Source organism: Terriglobales bacterium (assembly GCA_035573675.1).
GTDB lineage: Bacteria > Acidobacteriota > Terriglobia > Terriglobales > Acidobacteriaceae > DATMAB01.
Genome location: DATMAB010000027.1, coordinates 72,617 through 96,847, shown reverse-complemented (window position 1 = coordinate 96,847; position 24,231 = coordinate 72,617). Strand labels below are relative to the sequence as shown.

General features: G+C 65.5%; 27 protein-coding genes. 17 read left to right on the top strand and 10 right to left on the bottom strand.

From position 1 onward, the window contains the following. Positions 1–14: 14 nt before the first annotated feature. The 5 genes from VNK82_12965 to rplI all read left to right on the top strand — a co-directional run bounded on the left by VNK82_12965 (position 15) and on the right by rplI (position 2,923). Positions 15–737 carry a 50S ribosomal protein L25 gene (locus tag VNK82_12965; protein ID HXE91861.1) on the top strand — a complete coding sequence of 241 codons (723 nt, stop codon included), beginning with the start codon at positions 15–17 and terminating at the stop codon, positions 735–737. Positions 738–860: 123 nt separating this feature from the next. Then, positions 861–1,463, top strand: a complete 603-nt coding sequence (pth, locus tag VNK82_12960; protein ID HXE91860.1) for an aminoacyl-tRNA hydrolase — start codon at positions 861–863, stop codon at positions 1,461–1,463. A 94-nt stretch (positions 1,464–1,557) separates the two neighbouring features. Further along, entirely contained in the window at positions 1,558–1,953 is a 396-nt protein-coding gene (gene rpsF, locus VNK82_12955) for a 30S ribosomal protein S6 (GenBank protein ID HXE91859.1), read from the top strand. 62 nt (positions 1,954–2,015) lie between these two features. Beyond that, entirely contained in the window at positions 2,016–2,387 is a 372-nt protein-coding gene (gene rpsR / locus VNK82_12950) for a 30S ribosomal protein S18 (protein ID HXE91858.1), read from the top strand. A gap of 83 nt (positions 2,388–2,470) precedes the next feature. Continuing rightward, entirely contained in the window at positions 2,471–2,923 is a 453-nt protein-coding gene (gene rplI / locus VNK82_12945; protein ID HXE91857.1) for a 50S ribosomal protein L9, read from the top strand. Positions 2,924–3,362: 439 nt separating this feature from the next. On the opposite strand, the gene VNK82_12940 is transcribed toward rplI, so the two are convergent. Next, positions 3,363–3,836, bottom strand: a complete 474-nt coding sequence (locus VNK82_12940; protein ID HXE91856.1) for a group I intron-associated PD-(D/E)XK endonuclease — start codon at positions 3,834–3,836, stop codon at positions 3,363–3,365. A 493-nt stretch (positions 3,837–4,329) separates the two neighbouring features. On the opposite strand from VNK82_12940, the gene VNK82_12935 reads away from it, so the two are divergent. The 7 genes from VNK82_12935 (at position 4,330) to VNK82_12905 (ending at position 9,581) form a co-directional block, all read left to right on the top strand. After that, the gene (locus VNK82_12935) at positions 4,330–4,902 is read left to right on the top strand and encodes a sigma-70 family RNA polymerase sigma factor (protein HXE91855.1); all 573 of its coding nucleotides are present in this window, start codon (positions 4,330–4,332) and stop codon (positions 4,900–4,902) included. Positions 4,903–4,912: 10 nt separating this feature from the next. Beyond that, on the top strand, positions 4,913–5,839 hold the full coding sequence (locus VNK82_12930) for a HEAT repeat domain-containing protein (GenBank protein HXE91854.1): 927 nt from the start codon (positions 4,913–4,915) through the stop codon (positions 5,837–5,839). A 45-nt stretch (positions 5,840–5,884) separates the two neighbouring features. After that, positions 5,885–7,111 (top strand): hypothetical protein, encoded by a 1,227-nt coding sequence (locus tag VNK82_12925; protein HXE91853.1) that lies wholly within the window; start codon positions 5,885–5,887, stop codon positions 7,109–7,111. Positions 7,112–7,136: 25 nt separating this feature from the next. Then, positions 7,137–8,282 carry a PDZ domain-containing protein gene (locus VNK82_12920; protein ID HXE91852.1) on the top strand — a complete coding sequence of 382 codons (1,146 nt, stop codon included), beginning with the start codon at positions 7,137–7,139 and terminating at the stop codon, positions 8,280–8,282. 85 nt (positions 8,283–8,367) lie between these two features. Next, a complete protein-coding gene (locus VNK82_12915) occupies positions 8,368–8,622 on the top strand; it encodes a hypothetical protein (GenBank protein HXE91851.1) in 255 nt (84 codons plus the stop codon). Positions 8,623–8,639: 17 nt separating this feature from the next. Then, positions 8,640–8,843: a hypothetical protein gene (locus VNK82_12910; protein HXE91850.1), complete on the top strand. Its 204-nt coding sequence runs from the start codon at positions 8,640–8,642 to the stop codon at positions 8,841–8,843. A 333-nt stretch (positions 8,844–9,176) separates the two neighbouring features. Then, on the top strand, positions 9,177–9,581 hold the full coding sequence (locus VNK82_12905) for a hypothetical protein (GenBank protein ID HXE91849.1): 405 nt from the start codon (positions 9,177–9,179) through the stop codon (positions 9,579–9,581). Positions 9,582–9,636: 55 nt separating this feature from the next. On the opposite strand, the gene VNK82_12900 is transcribed toward VNK82_12905, so the two are convergent. Further along, positions 9,637–11,940 carry a winged helix-turn-helix domain-containing protein gene (locus tag VNK82_12900; protein ID HXE91848.1) on the bottom strand — a complete coding sequence of 768 codons (2,304 nt, stop codon included), beginning with the start codon at positions 11,938–11,940 and terminating at the stop codon, positions 9,637–9,639. Positions 11,941–12,138: 198 nt separating this feature from the next. Between VNK82_12900 and VNK82_12895 the strand changes: the two genes are divergently transcribed. Beyond that, complete coding sequence (locus tag VNK82_12895; protein HXE91847.1) at positions 12,139–12,852, top strand: hypothetical protein; 714 nt, start codon at positions 12,139–12,141, stop codon at positions 12,850–12,852. Between the two features lie 246 nt (positions 12,853–13,098). Here the strand turns inward: VNK82_12895 and fabF are convergent, their stop codons facing one another. The 4 genes from fabF to VNK82_12875 all read right to left on the bottom strand — a co-directional run bounded on the left by fabF (position 13,099) and on the right by VNK82_12875 (position 17,728). Then, entirely contained in the window at positions 13,099–14,340 is a 1,242-nt protein-coding gene (gene fabF, locus VNK82_12890) for a beta-ketoacyl-ACP synthase II (protein ID HXE91846.1), read from the bottom strand. Between the two features lie 96 nt (positions 14,341–14,436). Beyond that, positions 14,437–14,679: an acyl carrier protein gene (gene acpP, locus VNK82_12885; protein ID HXE91845.1), complete on the bottom strand. Its 243-nt coding sequence runs from the start codon at positions 14,677–14,679 to the stop codon at positions 14,437–14,439. 269 nt (positions 14,680–14,948) lie between these two features. Continuing rightward, positions 14,949–16,256 (bottom strand): amidohydrolase family protein, encoded by a 1,308-nt coding sequence (locus tag VNK82_12880; GenBank protein ID HXE91844.1) that lies wholly within the window; start codon positions 16,254–16,256, stop codon positions 14,949–14,951. 182 nt (positions 16,257–16,438) lie between these two features. Continuing rightward, positions 16,439–17,728, bottom strand: a complete 1,290-nt coding sequence (locus VNK82_12875) for an amidohydrolase family protein (protein ID HXE91843.1) — start codon at positions 17,726–17,728, stop codon at positions 16,439–16,441. A gap of 161 nt (positions 17,729–17,889) precedes the next feature. Here VNK82_12875 and dtd point away from each other — a divergent pair, with 161 nt between their 5' ends. Next, a complete protein-coding gene (gene dtd, locus VNK82_12870; GenBank protein HXE91842.1) occupies positions 17,890–18,354 on the top strand; it encodes a D-aminoacyl-tRNA deacylase in 465 nt (154 codons plus the stop codon). A gap of 64 nt (positions 18,355–18,418) precedes the next feature. Here dtd and folP read toward each other — a convergent pair whose 3' ends face one another. Further along, a complete protein-coding gene (gene folP, locus VNK82_12865; protein ID HXE91841.1) occupies positions 18,419–19,291 on the bottom strand; it encodes a dihydropteroate synthase in 873 nt (290 codons plus the stop codon). A 186-nt stretch (positions 19,292–19,477) separates the two neighbouring features. Here folP and dacB point away from each other — a divergent pair, with 186 nt between their 5' ends. Beyond that, the gene (gene dacB / locus VNK82_12860) at positions 19,478–21,064 is read left to right on the top strand and encodes a D-alanyl-D-alanine carboxypeptidase/D-alanyl-D-alanine-endopeptidase (GenBank protein HXE91840.1); all 1,587 of its coding nucleotides are present in this window, start codon (positions 19,478–19,480) and stop codon (positions 21,062–21,064) included. A 72-nt stretch (positions 21,065–21,136) separates the two neighbouring features. Here dacB and VNK82_12855 read toward each other — a convergent pair whose 3' ends face one another. The 3 genes from VNK82_12855 to VNK82_12845 are packed head-to-tail and all read right to left on the bottom strand — an operon-like array spanning position 21,137 to position 22,704. Then, a complete protein-coding gene (locus tag VNK82_12855; GenBank protein HXE91839.1) occupies positions 21,137–21,469 on the bottom strand; it encodes a hypothetical protein in 333 nt (110 codons plus the stop codon). Between the two features lie 47 nt (positions 21,470–21,516). Next, positions 21,517–22,275: a DUF3891 family protein gene (locus VNK82_12850; GenBank protein HXE91838.1), complete on the bottom strand. Its 759-nt coding sequence runs from the start codon at positions 22,273–22,275 to the stop codon at positions 21,517–21,519. Between the two features lie 3 nt (positions 22,276–22,278). Continuing rightward, positions 22,279–22,704 (bottom strand): DUF488 family protein, encoded by a 426-nt coding sequence (locus VNK82_12845; GenBank protein ID HXE91837.1) that lies wholly within the window; start codon positions 22,702–22,704, stop codon positions 22,279–22,281. A gap of 91 nt (positions 22,705–22,795) precedes the next feature. Between VNK82_12845 and VNK82_12840 the strand changes: the two genes are divergently transcribed. Together VNK82_12840 and lipA are read left to right on the top strand one after the other, a co-directional pair. Then, a complete protein-coding gene (locus VNK82_12840) occupies positions 22,796–23,179 on the top strand; it encodes a cytochrome c (GenBank protein HXE91836.1) in 384 nt (127 codons plus the stop codon). 121 nt (positions 23,180–23,300) lie between these two features. Further along, a complete protein-coding gene (gene lipA / locus VNK82_12835) occupies positions 23,301–24,209 on the top strand; it encodes a lipoyl synthase (protein HXE91835.1) in 909 nt (302 codons plus the stop codon). Positions 24,210–24,231: the final 22 nt, after the last annotated feature.

Sequence of the window (24,231 nt, the reverse complement as noted above, 5' to 3'; positions counted from 1 at the left end):
TTGGTAGAGGGGATATGGCGAACGCAGAACTGGTGGTAGCAGAGCGGCGGGGGGAGAAAGCCCGCGGAACCAACGAAGCCCGGCGGCTGCGGCGGCAGGGGCGCATCCCGGCGGTGCTCTACGGAGCGCGCAAGGAGAGTGTAGCGGTGAGCGTGAATCCCAAGGAGATCACGCACATCCTGCACTCGGAGTCCGGGCACAACACGATCTTCGAGCTGCAGGTGGACAACGAGCGCACCCAGGCCATGATTGTGGACTGGCAGTATGAGCCCGTGAAAGGGGCGCTGCTGCACGTGGACCTGAAGCGCATCGCCATGGACGAGCGCCTGAAGGTGAAGGTGCCCATCCTGCTGCAAGGCGTGCCCGAAGGGGTGAAGACGGAAGGCGGCATTCTGGAGCAGGTGCTGCGGGAGGTGGAGGTCGAGTGCCTGCCCGCGGACATCCCCAGCCACATCGACGTGGACGTCACCCACCTGATCCACGGCAAGGTGCTGCGGGTGAGCGACCTGCCGCACGATGCCAAGCTGAAGTTTCTGACTGACGCCAGCTACCCGGTGGCGCACATCGTGCACGTGAAGGAGGAAGTGGCGGCCACGCCGGAGGCGGCGGCGGAAGCGGCGGCGGCAGCGCCGGCCGAGCCCGAGGTCATCAAGAAGGGCAAGCAGGAGGTCGAGGAAGAGGCCGCGGCGGAAGGCGAGGCTCCCAAGGCCGAAAAGAAGGAGAAGAAGGAGAAGTAGGGCTGTGCCCTCAGGGGCTAGAGCCCTGTGGTCATGCGGCTGGTACGGCACGGCTCAAGCCGTACCCCTCCGAAGGCCACCGTTGAACGGGCGGCGTCTCCAGGGTGCAGCACGAGTTCGGTTTTGGAAACGAGACGCGGCCGCGTGAAGCTGATCGTGGGGCTGGGCAACCCGGGCATCGAGTACCAGTTCACGCCGCACAACAGCGGGTTCCTGGCGGTGGACCGCATCGCCGAGCAGTGCGGGGTGCGGGTGGCGAACCGGCGCTGCCGGTCGCTTACCGGGAAAGCGGTGCTGGGCGGCGAGGATGTCCTGCTGGCCAAGCCGGAGACGTACATGAACCTGAGCGGCATGGCGGTGGGCGAGCTGGTGCGGGAATTGGAAGCCGACCCGGCGCGGGACCTGATCGTGCTGTACGACGAACTGGACCTGCCGCTGGGGACGCTGCGCATCCGGAGGCGCGGAAGGTCGGCGGGGCACAACGGGGTGGAGTCGATCATCGGGGCACTGGGCACCAGCGAGTTCGTGCGGGTGCGCATGGGCATCCACCCGGGCCACGCGGTCGGCGACGGCGCCCGGTACGTGACCTCGCCGTGGAAGAAGGCGCAGCTCCCGGCGGTGGACGAGATGCTGGACCGCGCCGCCGAGGCCGTGCGGGTGATCGTGGAAGAAGGCCCGGAGAAGGCGATGAACCGGTTCAATCAGAAGGTGAAGACGGAAGGCTAGTTTCGAGTTTCAAGTTTCGATGCCCGCGTCTGCGGTGAGAGGCGTGGCGCAGACATGGGGCACCGAGAGTGGAAACAATAGAAATGAGGACGCAATGCAACGTTTGTATGAAGTGATGTTCATCGTGCGGCCGGATGTGGCCGACGAAGAAGTGGAGAAGCTCATCCAGGGACTGGAGTCGAACGTCTCGGCCGCCGGCGGGACCATCAAGAGCATCGAACGTTTGGGACGGCGCCGGCTGGCGTACACGGTGCGGGGAACGCGTGAGGGCAACTACGTGCTGTTCACGGTGGGAGGGTCGGGCGAGACCATCCACGAGCTGGAGCGCCGCCTGCGGGTGACCGAGCAGGTGCTCAAGTTCCTGACCGTGCGCATCGACCAGGAACAGAAGCGGCTGGCCAAGGTCAAGGCCATCCGCGCCACCAAGGTGCGGCGCGGCCCGCAGCCGGAAACGGAAACGCCGGGCGCGCAAGCCGCGGTGGGAGTCTAACCATGCCAGCTTCTGGCTTCTAGCCAGAGGCCAGCCGCTAGAAGCTCACTCTAAGGAGAAACATGGCAGACGAAGAGATTCAAAACGGCGGAACCCCGGCGGCGCCGGAGGGGACGGTCGAAACGCCGGCGCCAGCGACGGCACCGGCTGCAGGGCCGGGGCCAAGGCGCGGACCGGGCGGTCCGCGGCCGGGCGGGCCGGGGGGGCGCGAAGGGCGCAAATTCTTCCGGCGCAAGAAGGTGTGCAAGTTCTGCGTGGAGAAGATCGATTCGATCGACTATAAGGACGTGCGCCTGCTGCAACAATTCGTGGGCGAGAGCGGCAAGATCGTGCCGCGCCGGGTGACGGGCGTGTGCTCGCCCCACCAGCGGCGGCTGACCAACGCCATCAAGCAGGCGCGCAACATCGCGTTCCTGCCGTTTGCGGTGCGGTAAGGAAGCCACTGGCTACTAGCGGCTAGCTAGGAGCCAGGCGCTTTTGGCTAGAAGCTAGTAGCTAGCAGCTAGGAGCTGATTTCATGGACGTCATTCTGAAAGAAGATGTGGCCAAGCTGGGCCACCGGGGCGAGATCGTGAAGGTGGCCGAAGGCTATGGCCGCAATTATCTGATCCCACGCAAGCTGGCCATCGAGGCCACCGAAGCCAACCGGGCCGTGATTGCGCAGATGAAGCAGGCGGCGGAGCGCCGCGCGGCGCAGGAGAAGGCGGGTGCGGCCACGCTGGCCGGACAGCTGGAGGGCGCGCGCCTCACCTTCCAGCGCAAGGCGGGGGAACAGGACCACCTGTTCGGCTCGGTGACCTCGGTGGATATCGCCGAAGCGCTGGCCGCGCAGGGCTTCGAGGTCGACCGCCGCAAGATCGAGCTGGACCAGCCTATCAAGGCGCTGGGCGAGTTCGCGGTCAAAGTGAAGCTGCACCGCGACGTCGCCGCCACCATCCAGGTGGTGGTGGAGAAGGAAGCGGCGGAGTAAGAGTTCCCTGCGGCCGGCGGGTCTGCAAAACCGCCGGCCGTGGTGTCTATAACTCCTGCGCTGCAAAACGCCGCGAGGCTTTTTGCCGTCGCTTCGCGACTGGTTGCTGCCGGTTTTGTAGTTCGCGTCAAATTCACGTGCTCGTGCTCTCATGCGGTCGCTGCAACAACGGGAGCGACAAGGGCGGGACAGCCGGGCCCACGTTAGCGCCGAAAGGCGCGGCGCGAACGTGGGGCACCGTCGCAACGTCCTGGTTTTTCCCACCTGTCGTTCCAACAACAGAGACGATGATGTCGGACACGGTGCGGCGACCCGAACTAACCCACGTACGCGCCAACGGCAGGCGCGAACGTGGGGCATCGTCGCAACGTGCTGGTTTTTCCCGCCTGTCGTTCCAACAACAGAGACGATGGTGTCGGACACGGTGCGGCGACCCGAACTAACCCCACGTACGCGCCAACGGCAGGCGCGAACGTGGGGCACCGTCAGCGGTTCCGGTCAGCAGGCGCCAGGCTTCGCGGTAACGTTCGAGGCGAAGCGGGCGGGAGCCCGGGCGGCCGTTGCGCGGGCAGAGGCGCAGGGACTTGCGCGGGGCGAAGGCGCGGACGGGAAGCAGGTACCAGGCTTCTTCGGGGATGATGTAGGCGGCGAGAAAATCGATCTCGTGAGCCGAGTAAGGCGACTTCTGGCGACCGCCGCGGGCGGTGGAAAGACGGTAGGAGCCGAGGTCGAAGCGGGTGGCACTCTTCACCTGCACGCGGAAGATGCGACGGCCGTTGTCCACCAGGAAGTCGTAGGGGACGTTGTCCCCGTAAGGTTGGGACACGGCCAGGCCCAGAGTGAGGGCCTTCAGCAGGAACCGGACTTCGACCTCCTCTCCCTGAGCTTTGGCGGGGGAGGAGGAGAGGGGCATAGGTTGTATTTCTTTCTTACATATTCTATAATGTATTATAGCAGAAATTAGAATATCATCTGTGTTGAGTTGTGACGGATTCCTACCTGTTTTCAACGAGTTAAAGGGAAGAAAAGAAAAAGCTTGACAAGGGCCGTTGCCCGGGACTCCAGGGTCCGCATTCGGGCGACGCCATCGCACGAGAATCCCACGTCTGCGCCCGAAAAAGCGGGGCACAGACATGGGCCACCTTCGGGTGCTTTGGTTACTTGGCCTGTTCGTTCCAGCAAGCCCTTGATTCCTGCGGGTCTGCGAGCTTTGGGGCTTGCTCACAATCCTTGCACGGGCGCGTCCAATGACACGGAGTCAGATTTGTAGGGCATACTGGAGTCGCCCCAGGACCCTGCAGGAGCAGCCGATGCCGGCCGAAGCCGCTAGCTTGATCCCGGCGGTGGGCGGTGGTCCCGGAAGCAGACCTCTTCAGGGACAGATGGTCACCCAAAGTCTGAGTCGCGTGGACGACAGCGTCCTGATTCGCGAGGCTCAGCGCGGGAACCGCGCCGCCTTCGAGGAACTAGTCCGCCAGTACGACCAGGCGGTGTTGCGCCTGGCGCTGAACCTGACGCGCTCGGAGCAGGACGCCCAGGACATCTACCAGGAGGCGTTCCTGAAGGCGTACCGCAACGTGGGCAGCTTCCGGTTCGAGTGCTCGTTCTACACCTGGATCTACCGCATTGTGGTGAACCTGTGCCTGGACCACCTGCGCAAGCGCAACGTGCGCAAAGAGAGCGCGAACGTGGCGGTGGACCACGAGGGCGAAGAGTACAGCCTGGTGGACCAGGTGGCGGACGAGCGGGCCGGAGCGAACCCGGAGCGCGATCTGATGAGGCGCGAGCTGGGCAAGAAGATCGCGGGCGCGCTGGAGAAACTGACGCCGCGGGAGCGCATGGTGTTCGAGCTGAAGCACTACCACGGGCTGAAGCTCCGGACCATCGGCGAGATGCTGGAGACCACCGAGGACACGGCCAAGAACACGCTGTTCCGGGCCACGCAGAAGCTGCGGGCCTCGCTGGCGGAGATGCGTTAGGAGTGTTGCCATGAACTGCGAATACGTGAAGAAGGGACTCATCGACTACGTCTACGACGAGATGGCCGACGACGCGCGGCACGAGCTGGAACAGCACGTGGAGCGCTGCGCCGGCTGCGCCGCCGAACTGAAGACGGTGCGCGAGTTCCGGAGCGCCCTGGCGGCGCGGCCGCGCCTGGAGCCCACGCCCAACCTGCTGACGGCATCGCGGATGCGGCTGCAGGAGCAGCTGGAGTCCACGACCCAGGCCGCGGCCTGGCGCTGGGTGCTGGATCCGGGAGCGTGGCTGCGGCAGATCCGCTACTCGCCGGCGCTGGCGGCCGGCATCCTGATGGTGGGCTTCGCGGCCGGCATCATGACCACCTACGGCATGCTCAACCAGAACGGCCATCCGCAGGTCGCGGCCACGCCGCAGCCCGCCGAGGCGGCCATCGCCGGCATCCGCTCCATCAATCGCGATCCGCGCTCCAACCTGGTGGAGATCCAGTACGACCAGTTGCAGCGGGAGTCGGCGCAGGGGTCGCTGGACGACCCCCGCATCCAGGAACTGCTGCTGTTCGCGGCCCGCAGCCAGACCAATTCCGGCGTGCGCCTGGATTCGGTGGACCTGCTGACGGAGAATCCGCAGGACAACCGCGTGCGCGAAGCGCTGATGTACTCACTGCGCTATGACAAGAACCCGGGCGTGCGGCTGAAGGCGCTGGAGGGCCTGCGGCCCTACGTGGCGGAAGACCTGAGGGTGCGCGACGCCATCCTGGAAGCGCTGCTGAACGATCCCAACCCCGGGGTGCGCACGGAAGCCATCAAGATGCTGCAGCCGGTGAAGGGCGACGGCAGCGTGCGCCTGGCGCTGGAGCAACTGGCGCAGAAGGACGAGAACAAGTTCATCCGTAATGAGTCGCGGAGGGTCCTGGCGACTCTGCCGGAGATCGATTAGCAGGCCAGGACAGTCGAGGGGCATGGGTAGAAAGGGAACGGCATATTGAGGAAGTTCATCCAAGTCGCAATCGTCGCTTTGACAACCACGCTGGCGGGGAGCGCCTGGGCACAGACGTTCCGCACCGACACCACCGGGACGCAGGACACCCGCATCTACCGCGAGGGAGACAAGTGGGTGGAGGAGACCACGGGCACGCTGGCCGGGGCGCGCAACCTGAAGGTCATCACCGAGATCGGGTCGGTGACGGTGGCGGGCGCCAGCCAGCCCAACGTGACCTACACCATCAAGAAGCGCAGCCACAAGGGCGATGAGGAAGCGGCGCGCAAGCTCTTCCAGGGATTCACCATCAACGTGCTGCGCAAGGGAGACCTGGTGTACCTGGAAGGGCAGTGGGCGGGTCCGCAGAAGAAGCGGTACCTCTCGGCCGAGTTCACGGTGACCGTGCCGCGCGAGCTGGCGCTGGCCAAGATCGAGACCTCAGGCGGGAGCGTGAGCGTGCGGAACATCGCCGGCCAGGTGTACGCGGAGACGGCGGGGGGTTCCATCACGCTGGACGAGATCGGCGGGCCCGTGCAGGCGGAGACTTCCGGAGGCTCGATTGACGCCGGTTCGGTGGGCGGCAACGCCAGCCTGACGACCAGCGGGGGCAGCATCGCGGCGCGCAACATCAAGGGCCGGCTGGTGGCGGAGACCGCCGGAGGCTCGATCGAAGTGGGCACGGTAGCCAACGGCGCGGTGCTGAATACCGCCGGCGGGAGCATCCAGGTGTCGAGCTGCGACCAGGACCTGCACGCGGAGACCGCCGGAGGTTCCATTCACGTGGGCCGGGTGAACGGCGGGGTGGTGCTGGTGACGGCGGGCGGCGGGATCCACCTGGAGTCGGCCACCGGGCCGGTGCGGGCGGAGACCGCGGGCGGCGGGCTGAAGCTGCTCAACCTGACGCAGGGCGCGCGCGCGGAGACCGCGGGCGGGCCCATCTACGCCGAGTTTCTGGGCAAAGGCAGGTTCACGGAGTCGCACCTGGAGACGCAGGCCGGGGACATCATCGTCTACCTGGCGCCGTCGATGGGCGTGACGGTGCACGGGCTGATCGACCTGGGCGACGGCCACTGGGTGAAGTCCGACTTTCCCGAGATCAAGGTCACGACCGAAGGCGGGAGCTGGGGGCCGAAGCAGATCTACGTGGAAGGCAGCATCAACGGAGGCGGGCCGGTGCTGAAACTGCACACCACCAACGGGAATATCGAGATCCGCCGCGGCAAGAAGTAGGCGGAAAGAAACGAAGGAGATCATCATGCGTAGCGGGATTGTGAGAGCGATGACGGTGGCGCTGCTGATGGCGCCGATGGCGATGGCGAGGCAGGCGGGAGTCATGATCTACGGCGAGGGCGACTCGTCGCAGCCGGCGGTGTGGGCCGTCGGAGGCGACGAGGAAGGTCTGGTGCAACTGGGCGGGCGCAAGGCCTACCTGGGAGTGGATGTCGCCGACGTCACCGCGGAGCGCATGGCGGCGCTCAAGCTGAAAGAAGAGCGGGGCGTGGAAGTGCGCCTGGTGGACCAGGACGCGCCCGCGGGCAAGGCGGGACTGAAAGTCGGCGACGTCATCCTGGACTTCAACGGGCAGCGGGTGGAGAGCGCCGAGGCGCTGCGCCGCATGATCCATGAGACGCCTCCGGGACGGAGCGTGAAGCTGGGCATCAGCCGCGACGGCCAGCCCATGACGCTGACCGCGACGCTGGGCGACCGCAGCAAGATGTACGCCGGGAAGTACAAGGTCATCATGCCGAAGCTGCCCAGGATCCCGGAGGTGCCGGCCGTCGACGTGGTGGTGCGCACCTCGGTAGCGCGCAACGGCCTGGTGGTGGAGAACCTGACCAACCAACTGGGCGAGTTCTTCGGAGTGAAGGACGGCGCGGGCGTACTGGTGCGCTCGGTGGAGAAGGGCAGCCCGGCCGAGGCCTCGGGGTTCAAGGCGGGGGACGTGATCGTCAGCGTGGGCAATGAGAAGATCGCCGATACCGGCGACTGGCGAGCGGCCATGCGCCGGCAGAAGGGCGGCGCAGTGAGCGTGGGCATCATCCGGGAAAAGAAGACGCAGACCCTGACCCTGAACCTGCCGGAACGCAAGAGCAGCGAGGACTCGTCCTTTCTGCAATTCGACCTGCCGGAGTTGGACTTCGACTTCGATTTCGACATGCAGGATTTCCGCCAGGACATGGAGCGGATGAAGCTGGATCTGGAGCGGATGAAGCCGGAAGTGGAACGCGCCGCGCGCGCGGCGCAGTTGCAGGCGGCCCAGGCGTTGAAGATGCGCCAGGCGGAATTCCGGCGTTCGATGGAGGAAACCCGACGCGAGCTGCGCCGGCAGATGGACGAGCAGCGCCGCGTGATCGAGCAGCAGAAGCGCGAGCTGAAACGGCAGATGTCCGAGATTCTCTGATGGCGGCGTTTCGCAGGCGCGGCCGGTTCGCCGGCCGCGTTTTTCGTTGCGGCGAACAAGGCGAAGGAGAGTTTCCATGAGAACGATGGCGGCAATCCTGCTTCTGGTCCCGCTTGGAATGGCGGCGAGCGATGCGCCGTGCGAGCTTCCGGCGGCCGACATGGCGGCGGTGCGGAGTGCGAATCTCGCCTATCCCGCAGCCTGGGAGAAGAACGACGGCGAAGCGGTAATGCGCGTGTTCTCCGAGGATGCGGTGTTGATGCCGCACCACGGCGCGAACCGGTGGTGGGCGCGGGGGCCATCCGCAAGCACTTCTGGCCCGCCGGGGGGCCTCCGGTGACGGTGGGCCGGTACCGCATGGAACCCGCTGAAGTGGGCGGTTGCGGCGCGCTCGCTTACAGCCGCGGGAAGTTCGCTATCGAGTTCAGCGTGGGCAGCGGCCGGGGAGCACAGACCTACTCCAACGCCGGGACCTACATGATGATCTTCCGCCGCTACCAAGATGGCGAACGGCGGATCACGCACTACATCTGGGACGACCCGCCGCCGCGACTGGATTGACGCCGCCCACTGCCTGTTTATCGTATCCGGCCGCACAACGCGGCCCGTGAGGGGTTGCATCTATATAACGCACGGGGCACTCCCCTCTCGAGTCTTGGGGCAGGGGCACCGCCGGGGGTACGCACCCTCATGCCGGCACCTACATAACCCCTGACGTTGTGTACCGTCGGACGGACGATGCGTGGCGGATTGCCGATTCTTGTCGGACAGTCTGCCGCCCGCGGCACCCGGAGCAGGATCTGGTTCGCACCCCGAACCAGGATTGACGGATGTTTCATGCAGTCAGCATCAAAGCTCGCATTACCAGATCATTTCATCGCAGAAGGAGGAAACGTGAGCAAGCATCATCTTCGCTACGCATTCATCGTATGCACACTGGTCCTTTCGGTCGCCGTGACGCTGGCGGCCCAGCAAGCGGACCAGCCGTCCGACAAGCCGGCGGCCAAGCCGACGCAAGCCAAGGCGACGTCCCCGGCGCCGGAGGAAAAGACGCTGGTGGGCTGCCTGACCGGGCCGGATGCCAGCGGCGCGTACACCCTGACCAATCCTGCAGGCAACAAACCAGTCCAACTCGTCTCCACCGAGGACCTCAAGGCCCACGTCGGGCACCAGGTAAAGGTATCCGGCCAGTGGGAGGAAGCGGCCGCGGCCGGAGGCAAGGCGGAAAAGAAGTGGAAGGCGGACAAGGTCGAGATGATGTCGGCGACCTGCCCGACCGAAAAGAGCCAGAAGAAGTAAGGTCGTTCACCTACCACAAACGGGCGCAGCCTTCGGGCTGCGCCGTTTTCATGAGTCAACGCGGGTTGGCGCGACGCTGGAGCTCCAGCAGAAGCGGATGGTCGGGGTCGGCATAGGCGAGGGATTGCAGTACCTGCTGCTCCAGCCTTTCCGCTTCGGCGGGTTGGTTCTGCATGCGATAAAGCCTAGCGAGCTGCAAGCGCGCGTCCCTCTTGTAATTCTCATCCTCCGCTTCGAGTGCGGTGGTGAGCGTGCGGATAGCCTCGTCGGTCTTGCCCTGGCGGACGAGGGTCTTGGCCAGGGCCATCCGGACCAGCACTTCATACTGCACGTGATGCTCCCGGTATCCCCGCGCGGCTGCGCTCAATTTCGTTGCCGCCACCGCCAGATGGCCTTCCGCCAGGGCGATTTCGCCGAGCGGGAAGTCATGGTCGGCAGGGATCTGGTAGTTCACGATTTCCGGAAGGGTATTTCGGGCCTGTTGAACCAGGCCCACGCGCGCCAGCCGGGCCACTGTATTCGGTCCGACGTTAGCCTTCAGTTTAACCTGCTCCAGCAGTGCGGCACGCATGGCCGGTAGATCTCCGCGCGCTTCCGGGAAGGCTACCTTGAGAAGCGCCCGCTCTTTCGGGTCGGAGATCATTTCTGCCCATTGTTCCGCTTCTCGCAACTGGCCCAACAGGAAGAATTCTGCACAGAGGGCGCCAATCGTGCCTTGCCGCAGTTCACCGCTGCGGAGCCTGGCCGTGTTCCGCAGCTTCTCTGCCACGGCCGCCGCAGCCTTGTAATCCCCGTGGATCCACGCTTCGTAGAACGGAGCCGACTCAAGTTCGGATATCGCCCCCGGTTGTTCCTGCTCAACTTCGGGATTCACGAGCGCCAGGGCGCGCTGGTAGTAGGTGCGAGCGCGCGGGCGTTGCTTGTGGTTCGAAAGCCACTGCCAGGCACCGAAGTTGGAATGGAAGTCCCTGGGCCGGAGCTCGGCGCGACGCACCATCAGTTCGGAGGCGCGCCGAATGTTCTGCTGCCGCACACAGATCCAGACCAGATTGTTCACCGTCCAGAAATCGTCCGGATACAAAGCCAGCAGCGACTCGTAGGCCTGGCTGGCCCGCTCCCAGTCGTCCGTAATGTGGTAGTAGCTGCCCTGGATGAAGAGCTGTTCCCGTTCGCTCACGGTGCCGGCCAGTTCGAGAGCGCGTCGGAAATGCGGGACCGATTCCCGTTGCCGCTTGAGGTCGACCAGCGCCCATGCCAGCAGGAGATGCGCAGAGGCGAAGTCCGGCTCGGCGGCCAGAGCCTGTTTCAACAAGGCCGCGGCTTGATCCTCCAGGGCTGCACTCTCCTTGCCGCTCCACTGTCCATCGCTCCGGACCATCAGGTTGTTCGCCCGGGAGTAGAGCTGCAGGGCGGCGAGCGACGGCGTAGTGACCCTCTCCAGCCGGGCCACGCTTTCTCGAACCTGCTGCGGCGTTTCGCCGAGGGCCTCGCGAACGCGGCTGGAGAGACGGCGGACCGCAGAGGCCAGCTCCGTATCGGCCCGGTCCTCCTCGCTGAAGCCCGCCAGGACCACGTCCCGCGCCGGATCCACTACCTGCACGCTCAGCACGTAGCTGGAACCCAGTTTCTCGACGCGGCCGGTGAGCAGGGCCTGGATATCGCCATCGCGCAGGCTGACCTCGCGGCCCAGAGCGGCGTCGAGTTTCGTATCCAGCGGCCTGCGCATCAGGCGGAGGCCGTCCTGAATGCGCTGCCGGGGCACGACTTTGACGAAACGTGAATTGCTCAGCTCGCGCTCCAGCGCGTACTCCAGCGTCCCGTCCAGCACCGGCTCGCCGGAGCGGTTTTCGATGGCAGTGATAAGAACCCAGCCCGGCGGTTGCGTGGATCGTGGCGCCGCACGGGGTGGCCTCCATACCAATCCCGCGGCCGCCAGCAGGACCAGCGCCGCCGCAGCCAATACCCAGGGCCGATGCGAGCGCTCAGCGGCGGGTTCTGCGCCTTCGGCCGCGACAGGCTGCCATTCAACAGGTGCGCCACCAATCCAGCGATAACCCACCTTGGGGAGGGTCTCAATGTATTTGGGACTTTCCGCTGAGTCGCCCAGCACGATGCGCAGGCGATTGATGGCCTTGTTCAGGCCGTGGTCGAAATCTACGAAGACGTCTTCCGGCCAGAGGGCGGTGTGCAGCTCGCCCCGGGTGACGACTTCGTTGGGACGGCTCAGCAGGATGCGCAAGACCTGGAAGGGCTGGGCGCCGAGCTTCAGGCGGGTGCCCTTGCGCCGGGCAACGCCCGCCTCCAAATCGAGCTGAACATCGCCCACCGCGACGCGCGGTGGGCCTACCGAACCCGCCATGGGAGACCTCTTCGGGGGCGCACGATTATACCGCGCGCTCCGGCAGGCTCAGACGCCTCTTTCTTCTCAGTGGCTTGCAAGGGGATAGAAATGGGACCCGCCGTCCATTGCGCCCGCGAGCGGAGAACAGTATGGAAGCGCACCAGGTGAGCCTGAGGCTCCTTACCCGTGTGGAATCGTCTGGCGTGGAGGCCAACCATGAAAAGCAGCAAGTTGCATCCGATACTTCTCGCGGCATTCGTGCTAGCTCTGTCGATTGCCGCAATCGCCGGCAAGCCATTGCCGGACGTGCCGGTGGTTTCGAGTGTAGCGGGAGACGGCCAGGTGCTGGCCGATCCGACCATTCCCAACTACCGTGTGCAGAGCGACGGTCTGGGCGACTACTTCAACGGCGTGGATGGCGTGGTCTCCATCCTGCAAGGCGGAACCGTGGGCAAGGGCGCAGGCGACTGGGAGGTGGTCACCGGCGATTCCGTGCGCAAGATCACTATCGACCTACGTGAGCCCGTGGACGGTGCGGCCAACCCACCCTTCCCGTACGCGACGCTGCCGGGGCGGTTCATCGCCAAGTGCCATCTGGTGAGCCCGGCCAGCATTGGCGGCATGCGCGGCTTGAACACCACGCTGCTTTGTCTGCTGAATGTCAGGTTCTACGTAAGCAGCCGGGACAGCTACGTGCTGTCCATGAACCGGGCCAATGACCCGACAACGAACGATGCCCTGGTGACCTGCACCGAGGTCAGTGGCGACCCTGCCGATCCCAACGCGCCCTGCATCGGCTGGACCATCGATCCCAGCATCACCGATTCCACTGGCGCCCGCAACGTCGCGCGCCTGTACCACCCGACGAAGCAGGGAACTGAAGACAGGGGGCGGTTTTACCTGAGATTCCACATTTCGGTGCGGAAGTGAAGCCAGGGAATAAGAACGGAAACGGAATCCAGGGATCCAGGAGTCTCTATGATCTCGTTCGATCCAGAACGGGCCGCCAAGGTCCGAATCTGCGAAGAACTGCTGCGGGAGTTGCGAGTACGGAAGACGCTGCTTGAGATCGAGCAAACGCGTCCGCCTGGAGAGTTGGAGCAGTCGGCGACTCGTCGGCGTTCAACGCCAAAGGCGACGCGAGCGTAAGGGAACGGTCGATTGCCAGCTTCCCGCCTATTCTTCCCAGCGGCGGAAGATGAGGGAGCCGTTGGTGCCGCCGAAGCCGAATGAGTTGGAGAGGGCGAAGTCGAGTGAGGCTTTGCGGGCGTGGTTGGGCACGTAGTCCAGGTCGCACTCGGGGTCGGGGTTATCGAGGTTGATGGTGGGGGGCAGCATCTGGTCGCGCAAGGCGAGCACGGTGATGCCGGCCTCCAGGCCGCCGGCGCCGCCCAGCAGGTGTCCAGTCATGGACTTGGTGGAACTCACGGCCAGTTTCTTCGCGTGGTCGCCGAAGGTGCGCTTGATGGCGATGGTCTCCAGGCGGTCGCCGATGGGCGTCGAGGTGCCGTGGGCGTTGATGTAGCCGATGTCGCTGGGCTGGAGCTTGGCGTCGTGGAGGGCGGCGGTCATCACGCGGTAAGCGCCGTCGCCATCTTCGGAAGGCTGCGTGATGTGATAGGCGTCGCCGCTCATGCCGTAGCCGACAATCTCGGCGAGGATGTTTGCGCCGCGGCGGCGAGCGAACTCGAGTTCTTCCAGGATGAGGATGCCGGCGCCCTCGCCGACGATAAAGCCGTCGCGGCCCGAATCCCAGGGACGGCTGGCTTTTTCCGGCTCGTCGTTGCGGGTCGAGAGAGCGCGCATGGCGGCGAACCCGCCCACGCCCATGGGAGTGATGGCGGCTTCGGTGCCGCCGGCGATCATGACGTCGGCATCGCAGCGGGCGATGATCTTGAAGGCGTCGCCGATGGAGTGGGCGCTGGAGGTGCAGGCAGTGCAGGTGGCTTCGTTGGGGCCCTTGGCGCGATAGCGGATGCTGACCTGGCCGGCGGCCAGATTGACGATAGCGGAGGGGATGAAGAAGGGCGAGATCTTGCGCGGGCCGCCCTTGAGCAGGTTCTCGTGCTCGCGCTCGATGATGTCGAACCCACCGATGCCTGAGCCGATGTGCACGCCGACGCGGGGACCGAGTTCGGGTGTGACCTCAAGGCCGGCCTGCTTCATGGCCTCGTCAGAGGCGGCGATGGCCAGGTGAATGAAGCGGGCCATCTTCTTGACTTCCTTTTTCTCGATGAAGGCGAGCGGGTCGAAGTTCTTCACTTCGGCGGCGATCTTGCAGGCAAAGTCGGAGGCGTCGAAGTGGGTGATGCGGGCCACGCCGCTCTTGCCGGCCAGCAGGTTCTTCCAGGTCTCTTCCGCAGTGTTGCCGACAGCGGAAATCAATCCGACGCCGGTGACGACGACTCGACGGCTCAAAGTAGGAAGATCCTCCGCTCACCCTGGCTTGGCTTCCGGTCCGAAGAAAGGACGGGAAGGGTTCGGCGAGGCTCCGGCGCCCCGCCCCACGCGGCGTTACTTGGCTTTGGCGCTTTTGCCGATATAGTCGATGGCGTCTTTGACGGTGCGGATCTTCTCCGCGTCCTCGTCGGGGATCTCGATGTCAAAGGCTTCCTCGAACGCCATGACCAGCTCGACGGTGTCCAGCGAGTCGGCGCCCAGGTCGTCCACGAAGGACGCGTTGGGAGTCACCTCGCCTTCGTCCACACCCAACTGCTCCACGATGATCTGCTTGACCTTTTCGTCTACGCCCGCCATCAGGGCCTCCTCGCAGGAATCCGCAAAACCAGTAGTGTAACGGGCGGGCGCAAAGGGTGTAAAGAGAGGCGGAGGCTTACCGCCAAAGCTAACCACAGAGGACGCAGGGAAAGGCTTTAACCACAAAGGACACGAAGGAACACAAAGGGAAGGTCAATCAGAATCACGCCTAAGTTCATGCTGCGGCATGGATGGCTGCCGGCCCTAGGGATCCCTCGTTGCGCTCGGGACGAGAATTCTTCCCAGCGGGAGGAAATGACCGCTGCCGGTCACTTCATATACGCGTCCCGAAGCGCGGTCTGGCGGCTGGTGAGGGGGACTTCGCGGCCGGCGATGAAGACGCGCTTGACGTCGGTGCGGACATCGAGGGGGTCGCCATCGGCCACGACGACGTTGGCGGTCTTGCCGACGTCGAGCGAGCCCAACTGAGCTGCCACTCCCCAGATCTCTGCGGGATTGAGCGTCAGGGCCTTCAAGGCTTCGTCGTACGGGACACCCCAGGCGACAGCGTAGCCGGCAGCGTAGGGCAGGTTGCGCACGTCGTGGGCGTCGTAGGAGGCGAAGGCGAACTTGATGCCGCGGCGCGCCAGTTCCGCGGGGAGGCGATAGACCACATCGTAGCGTTCGTTGTCCTTGGGCGTGCGATAAATGGGGCCGACGATGACCGGAAGTTTGGCCTCGGCGATCTTGTCCAGCAAAGTCTGCGAATGGGTAATGTGGTTGAGCACGACGCGCAGGTTGAATTCGCGCGCCAAGCTGAGCGCGACTTCGACGTCGCTGGCCTCCTCGGCGGCCAGCACCACGGGCTTCTTGCCTTCCAGGTAGGGGAGCAAGGCTTCGAGCTTGAGGTCACGCTTGGGACGTTCCTTGTCCTTGAGCGACGGGTCTTTCTCTTTGGCGGCCTTGCGCTTTTCATACTCCTCCCAGCGATGGGCGTAATCCTGGGCGTCGAGGAAAGCCTGGCGCAGTTGTGCGGCCAGCCCCATACGGGTCTGGGGGAACTTGCGCGAATCCCAGGTCTCGTTGCGGCGCTGGGCGCCGGTGAAGTTCATCATGAGGGCGAGGTCGCGGACGAGAAGCATCTGGTCGCGGGAGCGGCCGTCGAGCTGAACGAGTGAGGACTGGCCGGGGAGCGTGTTGGTCTCCGCAGGCGCGACGATGGCATTGGTGATTCCGTTCATCCGCGTCACGGGGATGAGTTCGGACTCGGCGTGGAAGGCGTCGTAGACGTGCATGTGGGGGGTGATCTCGTCGCTGGGCTCGACCAGGTCGTTGGTCATGGCGACCTGCGTGATCTCGGTGAGGCCGAGGTTGGTGTGCGAGTCGATGAGCCCCGGGTAGACGGTCATGCCCTTGACATCAATCACACGCGCAGCTTTGGGGATGGCGACTTCTCCGCTCCGGCCGACGGCGGCGATCTTGCCGTTGTCGATGACCAGCACGCCGTTGTCGATGACGCCGTGCGAAACGGTGAGCAGCTTGCCGCCGCGCAGGGCGATGGGAGCGGAGGGCGATTGAGCGTGGGCGACCGCGGCGCAGAGAACGATGAGGCCGTGAAGCAGCAAGACGCGGCCCACGCCAGCAAACGCAACCCCGAGATCCCTCGACTCGGGTTTCCCGCGCTGGAGAGAACGCGCGGGAGCGCTCCCTCGCTCGGGATGACGGCTGGAGGAGGACCTGAACGACCCGAGGCCAGCGGTGCACGAGCGCTCCGTCGAAGAGGTCAGCAGAGCAAGAGAGCCTTTCGCGGTGGCTTCCATCAGTTCCCCTCCTTGTACTGCGGCATGCCGTAGCCGGGAAGCGAACGGTCGAAGTAGAGGTCGCCGTCGATGAAGACCTTGTCGGGGCGGCCGTAGCTGGAGAGCGGGTAGCCATCCCAGATGACCAGGTCGGCGTCCTTGCCGACGTCGATGGAGCCTACACGGTCTTCGACGCCGATGATCCAGGCGGGGTTGAGGGTGATCATGCGGAGAGCTTCGTCCTCGGTGGCGCCGCCGTAGCGCATGATCTTGCCGGCTTCCTGGTTCAGGCGGCGGGCAAAGTCGTTGGAATCGCTCTTGATGGCGACGCGAACGCCCTTGCGCATGGCCATGACCGCGTTCCAGGGGATGGCGTCCCAGGCTTCGTGCTTGTAGCCCCACCAGTCGGCGAAGGTGGCGATGGCGATGCCTTCCTGCGCGATCTCTTCCGGCACCTTGTAGGCCTCGAGCGCGTGATGGAAAGCGCGGATCTTGTAGCCGAACTCACGCGCGATGGCGATCTCGGTGAGGAACTCGTCGGCGCGATAGCAGTGGATCTGCACCAGGAAGTGGCCGCGCAGGACTTCGGCCAGGGCTTCGAGCTTGAGGTCGCGCTTGGGACGCTTGGCATCCGCGTCGCCCTTGGCAACTTTGGCTTCGTACTGGTCCCATTCGTGCATGTAGTCGCGGGCCTCGGCGAGCGCCTGGCGCTGCACGGCGAAGTTACCCATGCGCGTGGAAGGCATCTGCTTCAGCGCGCCGTAAACGCGCTTGGGATTCTCGCCGGAGGCGAACTTGATGGAGCGTGGCGCGCCGGCGAACAGCATCTGGTCGCGGCCGAGTCCGTACTTGTGCTTGAAGACGATGGCCTGCCCGCCGATCATGTTGGCCGAACCGTGCAGGGAGAGCGACGTGGTAACCCCTCCGGCGAGCGAGCGGTAGACGGCCTTGTCGGTGTAGTCGAAGGCGTCCTGCATGCGCATGTGGGGTGTCACCGGGCTGGTGGCCTCGTTGACGTCGTCGTCGAGCGCGGAGTGGGAGTGCGCGTCGATGATGCCGGGAGTGACGAACTTTCCGGCGGCCTCGATCACGGTGGCGGAGGCAGGCACGTCCACTCGGGCGCCGAAGGCGACGATCTTGCCATCCTTGATGTAGACGGAACCGTTCTCGATGCGGCCGTGCGTCACGGTGAGCAGGGTGGCGTTGCGAATGACAATCTCGTTCTTGCCGGTGGGACGCGTAACGTCCTGGGCGGGAGCGAGGGCGGCGAAACCCAGGAGCGGGATCAGTGCGAGAAGAGGTCTTCTCATCGAGGAACCTCCGAAAAGGGAAAAGGGATTCTAGGAAGTGGCGGGGGCGGCGTCAATAACAGAGATGGGGAACAAGAAGCGGTGGAGCGTCGCCCACGTTAGCGCCGAAAGGAGCGGCGCGAACGGGAGCGCCGCTTTACTTGAAACTTGAGACCGGAAACTTGAAACTGGGATTCATGCGGGCCGTGGTGCAGCGCGTGAAGCAGGCCTCGGTTGCGGTAAACGGAGAAGTCGTAGGCGCGATCGGCGCGGGGCTGCTGGTGTTTCTGGGCGTGGCGCGGGAGGACTCGGAAGCCGCTGCCGACTATCTGGCCGAGAAGGTCGCGGGCCTGCGCGTGTTCGAGGACGCGGAAGGGAAGATGAACCGCGCGGCGGCAGAGGCGGGCGGAGCGGTGCTGGTGGTCTCGCAGTTCACGCTATACGGGGACGTGCGCCGCGGCAAACGGCCTTCGTTCGACCGGGCCGCTCCGCCAGCGGAGGCACGGCGCCTCTACGAATATTTCGTGGAGCGGCTGCGCGCGGCCGGGCTGCGCTGCGAAACGGGTCGGTTCCAGGAAATGATGGACGTGACGCTGGTGAACGACGGGCCGGTGACCATCCTGCTGGATTCCGAGAAAACCATCTAACCACGAAGGACACGAAGGAAGATAAAGCGCCAAGGGGCTAAGGGCTTCCTCGGTGCTTTCTGGATCAGCTCTTTGCGGCCAGGATGGCGTCGGCGATGCGGGCGGCTTCGACCGATTCCCTGACGTCGTGCACGCGCACGATGTGCGCGCCCTGGAGGATGGCGGCAGTCATCGCGGCCAGGCTGGCGGAGGGGCGCCCGGCAGGAGGGGCGTCGTGGCCGTTGCGCGCCAGGGTGCGGCCGAGAAAGGATTTGCGGGAGGCGCCGGCGAGCAGCGGAAAGTCGAGCCGGCGCAATTCCCGGAAGCGCGCCAGCAAGGGATAGTTCTCCTCAAAGTTCTTGCCGAAGCCGAAGCCGGGGTCGAGGACGATGCGGTCGCGGGCGACGCCCGAGTCGAGCGCTTGCTGCGCCCAGTGGGCCAGGTCGCGCAGGACGCGGCCGGGAAGATTGTCGATGGGCGCGAGCGTGCGCCATTCTTCCGGGCGACCGCGCATGTGCATCAGAACGCAGCCGCAGGCGAGTCCGGCAACCGTCTGCGCCATGGCTGGGTCCCAACGGAAGGCACTGATGTCATTGATGATCTCGGCGCCGGCTTCGACCACGCGGCGCGCCGTGCCGGACTTGTAGGTATCCACGGAAATGACCGCCTGGGGACGCTCCCGCAGCACACCTTCGACGACCGGCAGGACGCGCCGCAGTTCTTCTTCCTCCGGAACGCGTTGGGCGGAGCCTGGACGAGTGGACTCGCCGCCGATATCCACGATGTCAGCGCCTTCGTCGAGGAGACGCAGGGCGTGGGTGAGGGCACGGTCGGGGGCGAGATAGAGGCCGCCGTCCGAGAAGGAGTCGGGCGTGACGTTGACCACGCCCATGACCAGGGTGCGTGGGCCGAGGACCAGCGAACGGGTCTTGAGCCGCCAGGTGAAGTGGGGACGCATAACGGCAGTTTCGAGTTTCCAGTTTCCAGTTGCAAGTCCCGTGGTGAAAAGCCAACCACAAAGGACAGCCTTCGACAGGCTCAGGGCCGGCTCCGGCAACACGCAGGAGGTTCCAGCTTGCCAACCTCTCGCCGGAGGAAACCAAAGGTGAGGAGGGGAAACTCCGCTAGAATCCTTGTGATGTCTATGCGACGCCGAGTTGCGGTGGTTTTGGCGCTGATTCTGGTCTCGATACCGGCGTTTACGACTACGAAGGCGGAGAGAGCCAGGCAGAAGGCGCTGGCGGCGAAGATCGACGCCATTCTGGCCGAGCCGGCTGCGGCGCGCGGCTTCTGGGGCATCCGCGTAGTGTCGCTGCGCAGCGGCACTACGCTCTACGAGCGCAACGCGGAAAAGCTGTTCACGCCGGCGTCGAACACGAAGCTCTTCGTCACGGCGGCGGCACTGGCACTGATCGGGCCGGAACACAAGTTCCGCACCACGGTGGAGGCGGCTGCGGCGCCCGACCGTTACGGGCGGATCGCCGGCGATTTGGTGCTGGTGGGACGCGGCGATCCCAATCTCTCCGGCCGGACGCTGCCCTACAAGAAGCGCACCGAGCGCGCGCAGCCGCCGGTATTCGTGCTGGAGCAACTGGCGGACCAGATCGCGGCGCGCGGCGTGCGTGTGATCGAAGGCGACGTGGTCGCGGACGACACCTACTTCGTCTTCGAGCGCTACGCGGAAGGCTGGTCGTACGACGATGTGGTGCGGGCGTGGGGAGCGCCGGTCTCCGCGCTGGCCATCAATGACAACGTGCTGTTCATCCGCATCCTGCCGGGGGAACGGGCGGGCGAGAAGGCGTTCGTCACGCTTGACCCGTTCCCGGAATCGTTCCAGATCGACAACCGGCTGGTGACCACGGCGGCGGGCAGCGGGCCGCGCAACATCGTGGTGGACCGAAGGCCGGGCTCGGCGACGCTGACGCTGTGGGGCTCGATTCCGGCGGACGACGCCGGCACCAGCGAAGCCATTGCGCTCGAGGATCCGGCGGATTTTTCCGCGCGCATCTTCCGACGGCTGCTGGAGCGGCGCGGCATCAACGTGTACGGGAGCGCGCGCGCGCGTCACCAGGAACCCATGGGTCTGCCGACCTTCCACGTCACGGCGCGGGCCAGCGCGGGAGGCGGGCAGGTGGAAACCGGTTCGGCAACGCCGCAGCCGGTGGTGCTGGCGGCGCATGAATCCCTGCCGCTGGTGGAAGACCTGCGCGTCATCAACAAGGTCAGCCAGAACCTGCATGCGGAGATGGCGCTGCGGCTGCTGGGAAGGGAGAAGGGGACGGCGGGCTCAATCGAGGCCGGCCTGAAAGTGCTGCAATCGTTCGTCACGCAGGCCGGCCTGGATCCGGCCGAAGTGGTGCTTTATGACGGCTCCGGACTTTCACGGAAGAACCTGGTTTCGCCGCGGGCACTGGCTGGGCTGCTGCGCTACGCGGCGGGCCAGCCGTGGGGCGAAGCTTACCGCGAAACGCTGCCGGTGGCGGGCGAGGACGGGTCGCTGGCGGAGCGCTTCCTGGGCACGGCGGCCAGGGGACGGGTGCAGGCGAAGACGGGATCGATGGAGCACGTGAAGTCGCTCTCCGGGTATGCGACGACCGAACGGGGCGAGCCCATCGCGTTCGTCATCTTGTCCAATAACCACACCCTGACGTACGAAGAGGCGGACGCCGTGATCGACCGCATCGTAAGGGCGGTGGTAGAAGACGGGGCAGCGAAGCAGGGGAAGCGGTAAGCCCTCCCAGTAGAGACATTGCTGGCAACGTCTCCTGAGACGCAGCAAGCCGCGTCTTTACGACGAGGTTCATCAGTCTTTCCTGGTGTACTCGATGTAGGCATCGCCCATGCCGACGCGTACGCGGGTGGCCAGCGCTTTTTCGCCTTCCAGGCAACGGGTGCAGAGACAGGCGTAATCGAGGACGGTGCCGTCCTCGCGCTCGGAGCGCACGGGCAGCACATGGCGCACGTGCGCGCGACACACCGAACACAGCGCGCCTCCGTTCAGTCCGTACTGCAGCTCCGCGAAGGAAATGAGCAGGCGCTCGCGCTTCTTTTCCGGGGGAGCGTCCCTGGTCTCGTCGATGACCTTGAGGTACTCCTGCCAGAGTTCGGGCGGGATCGGCCTGTTCTTTTGCGGCATGCGGGGGAATATTTGACCACCAGCCTGTTGCGGGCCGCAACCCGCGGCTACTGGACTTCGTACGGGATGCGCGCCTGATTGGATTCTCCGGCGAGGCGAGGGAAGCGAAAGGCGGAGACGCTGAGCGGGATGCGGCGCGCGAGCGGCGAAGGATCGAGCACGGCCGTATCGCCTTTCCAGGTGAGCCGCAGGGGACGCGGGGAGCGGGCGAACTCCACCGGCTGGCGCGCGCCGCAGCACAGATAGAGCGAGATGAGATCGCATAACTGCAGTACGTCCACGAGTTGCTCGATCTCCTGCGGAGTTCGCGACTGGCGCCGGAGCAGGCGGGCGCGCTGCTGTTCCTGCTCGCGGATGAAGGCTTCCACCAGGGCGGCTTCAGCGGCGGGACGCGATTCCGCGAACGTGCGCGCCAGGCGGAGAAAGTGACCGGCGACCATCAGGCCGCCCACGGGTCCTACCGTGAGCGCAGCTTCAATGGAGCCAGTCCAGGCGGCGAGCATTGACGACACGGGGACATCGAGGAAAGAGAGCGGACGCGGGCGCGATGAGCCGGCGAGCAGCGCTTCGTCCACCGGAGTCCAGCCGGCGTCATGCAGAGCGATGGCGCGCACGGTGTCGGGATCGAGCGCGGGCGCTTGCGCGGGATGGAAGCGGGCCGCGAGATCGCCCGCCAGCCGGGCATGATCCGCTTGCGGGATGAGCCACCAAGCCTGGGCTGGACGCTGCTGCGTTTCGAGGATGACGTCCCAGGCGGTGGCGGCATCAGGAGACGGCGCCGCAGCCGGAATGGGACAGAGGATCAAGCGTCACCGGCGGCGCACGGCCCGCGCCCGCATGCGCGCGGCGGCAGCCGGCCCTGCGGTCGAGGGCGGCTTGCGCATGCCCTCCAACAGCTCCTTGAGGACGGTGGCGTTGTTGTACTCGGTGTTGCGCGAGGCGTAGACCAGCGTCAGAGGGCGTGGCTTGGCCGCCAGACGGTACAGCTCCTCGAGGGCCCGCGCGGCCGCCGGACCCGCCAGCTCCTTGAGATACAGCGCACGAAAGCGCTGCCAGTACGACGGACGGGCGTGGAACCAGCGGCGCAGGTCGTTCGAGGGCGCCAGGTCCTTCAGCCAGGCGTCGAGCCGCGCCGCCTGCTTGTTCACGCCACGAGGCCAAAGGCGGTCCACCAGGACGCGGGTGCCGTCCGCGGCCGACGGCCTTTCGTAGGCACGCTTCAGCAGGACTTGCATAGGGGAATACTCATGATAGCCGCGCCGCACGGCAGGTGGAAGTGTGCGTTGACGCCGAAGTGCGCCGAGGATAGCATCCGAATTCGCCCGCATGCGAACGCCGCGCACGTTTTCCATTGGGTTTCTGGCCGCACTTCCGCTGTTGGCGCTGCTTCTCTGGTCCCTGGCGGGATGCCAGAAGGACACACGGCGGAAGAGCGACGCCGAACTCGGGCTGACGCCGCAACAGGCGCGCGGCCGCCGCATCTATGACGCTCACTGCCTGGTGTGCCACGAAGCGTACAGCAAGGACGAGCAACGCGGACCGACGCTGATGGGCATGTACAAGAAGCGCCAACTGGCGAGCGGCGCTCCCGCCAACGACGAGCGCGTGCGCGACGCCATCGTCATGGGTCGCGCCAAAATGCCGGGCTACGGAAATCTGCTGACACCGCAGCAGGTGGATGACCTGATCGCGTATATGCACACGCTGTAAGACCAGTGGTCAGTGGCCAGTGGTCAGTTGTCAGAAGTACCCAGTACCCAGTACCCAGTACTCCTCCCCCAGCAGCAAGTCGCAGTTTCCGCGGGAGCTGCCGTTTACAATAGAAAAGCGTATGGCCGCTTCCTTCCAGCTCGTGCAAATCGCGCCCGTACCGGTGCGTCCGCAGGCGAAGCCTGAGTGGCTGAAGGCGCGCCCCCCGATGGGCGAGAACTATCACGAGCTGAAGGTGCTAGCGCGCTCACTGGGGTTGCACACGGTGTGCGAATCGGCGCGCTGTCCCAACATCGGCGAGTGCTGGAACCACCGCACGGCGACCTTCATGCTGCTGGGCGACGTGTGCACACGCCGCTGCGGCTTCTGCGCCGTGCCCAAGGGACATCCCGGACCCATCGACCAGGACGAACCGCGCCGCGTGGCGGAAGCGGTGGCCGCGTTGAACCTGCGTCATGCCGTGGTGACCAGCGTGAATCGCGACGATGACAACCTGGGTGGGGCGCGCATCTTCGCCGAGACCATTCGCGAGATCCGCCGCAGGGCCCCGGCCTGCCGCGTCGAGGTGCTGATCCCGGACTTCCAGGGCGACGAGGCATCCCTGCGCGCGGTGCTTGATGCCCGCCCCGACGTCCTCAACCACAATACGGAGACGGTGCCGCGCCTTTATCGCACGGTGCGCTCGGGCGCGCGCTACCAGCGCTCACTCGACCTCCTGCAGCGCGCCAAGCGATTCGCGCCCGGCATGGTGACGAAATCCGGTTTGATGGCCGGCCTGGGCGAGAGCATGGACGAACTGCTCGCAGTCTTCCGCGACCTGGCCGCACGCGGCGTCGATATTCTCACGGTCGGGCAGTACCTGCGCCCCACGCTCGACCACCTGCCGGTGGCCCGGTACTACACGCCTGACGAGTTCCGCATCATGAGAGAAGAAGCGTTGCGGATGGGATTCCGCCACGTCGAATCGGGCCCGCTGGTCCGCTCCAGCTACCACGCCCACGAGCACACCGACGCCGCACTGCGGGCGTAGCCCGGCGTTCCCGCGGTTTCCA

Coding starts and splice junctions, on each gene's coding strand:
- VNK82_12900 (HXE91848.1), bottom strand. CDS start 11,940: ATGGCGGGTTCGGTAGGCCCACCGCGCGTCGCGGTGGGCGATGTTCAG.
- rpsR (HXE91858.1), top strand. CDS start 2,016: ATGGCAGACGAAGAGATTCAAAACGGCGGAACCCCGGCGGCGCCGGAG.
- VNK82_12930 (HXE91854.1), top strand. CDS start 4,913: ATGAACTGCGAATACGTGAAGAAGGGACTCATCGACTACGTCTACGAC.
- VNK82_12895 (HXE91847.1), top strand. CDS start 12,139: ATGAAAAGCAGCAAGTTGCATCCGATACTTCTCGCGGCATTCGTGCTA.
- VNK82_12875 (HXE91843.1), bottom strand. CDS start 17,728: ATGAGAAGACCTCTTCTCGCACTGATCCCGCTCCTGGGTTTCGCCGCC.
- VNK82_12965 (HXE91861.1), top strand. CDS start 15: ATGGCGAACGCAGAACTGGTGGTAGCAGAGCGGCGGGGGGAGAAAGCC.
- VNK82_12940 (HXE91856.1), bottom strand. CDS start 3,836: ATGCCCCTCTCCTCCTCCCCCGCCAAAGCTCAGGGAGAGGAGGTCGAA.
- folP (HXE91841.1), bottom strand. CDS start 19,291: ATGCGTCCCCACTTCACCTGGCGGCTCAAGACCCGTTCGCTGGTCCTC.
- VNK82_12840 (HXE91836.1), top strand. CDS start 22,796: ATGCGAACGCCGCGCACGTTTTCCATTGGGTTTCTGGCCGCACTTCCG.
- acpP (HXE91845.1), bottom strand. CDS start 14,679: ATGGCGGGCGTAGACGAAAAGGTCAAGCAGATCATCGTGGAGCAGTTG.
- VNK82_12845 (HXE91837.1), bottom strand. CDS start 22,704: ATGCAAGTCCTGCTGAAGCGTGCCTACGAAAGGCCGTCGGCCGCGGAC.
- VNK82_12915 (HXE91851.1), top strand. CDS start 8,368: ATGGCGGCAATCCTGCTTCTGGTCCCGCTTGGAATGGCGGCGAGCGAT.
- dacB (HXE91840.1), top strand. CDS start 19,478: ATGCGACGCCGAGTTGCGGTGGTTTTGGCGCTGATTCTGGTCTCGATA.
- lipA (HXE91835.1), top strand. CDS start 23,301: ATGGCCGCTTCCTTCCAGCTCGTGCAAATCGCGCCCGTACCGGTGCGT.
- rpsF (HXE91859.1), top strand. CDS start 1,558: ATGCAACGTTTGTATGAAGTGATGTTCATCGTGCGGCCGGATGTGGCC.
- VNK82_12920 (HXE91852.1), top strand. CDS start 7,137: ATGCGTAGCGGGATTGTGAGAGCGATGACGGTGGCGCTGCTGATGGCG.
- VNK82_12855 (HXE91839.1), bottom strand. CDS start 21,469: ATGCCGCAAAAGAACAGGCCGATCCCGCCCGAACTCTGGCAGGAGTAC.
- VNK82_12910 (HXE91850.1), top strand. CDS start 8,640: ATGGAACCCGCTGAAGTGGGCGGTTGCGGCGCGCTCGCTTACAGCCGC.
- rplI (HXE91857.1), top strand. CDS start 2,471: ATGGACGTCATTCTGAAAGAAGATGTGGCCAAGCTGGGCCACCGGGGC.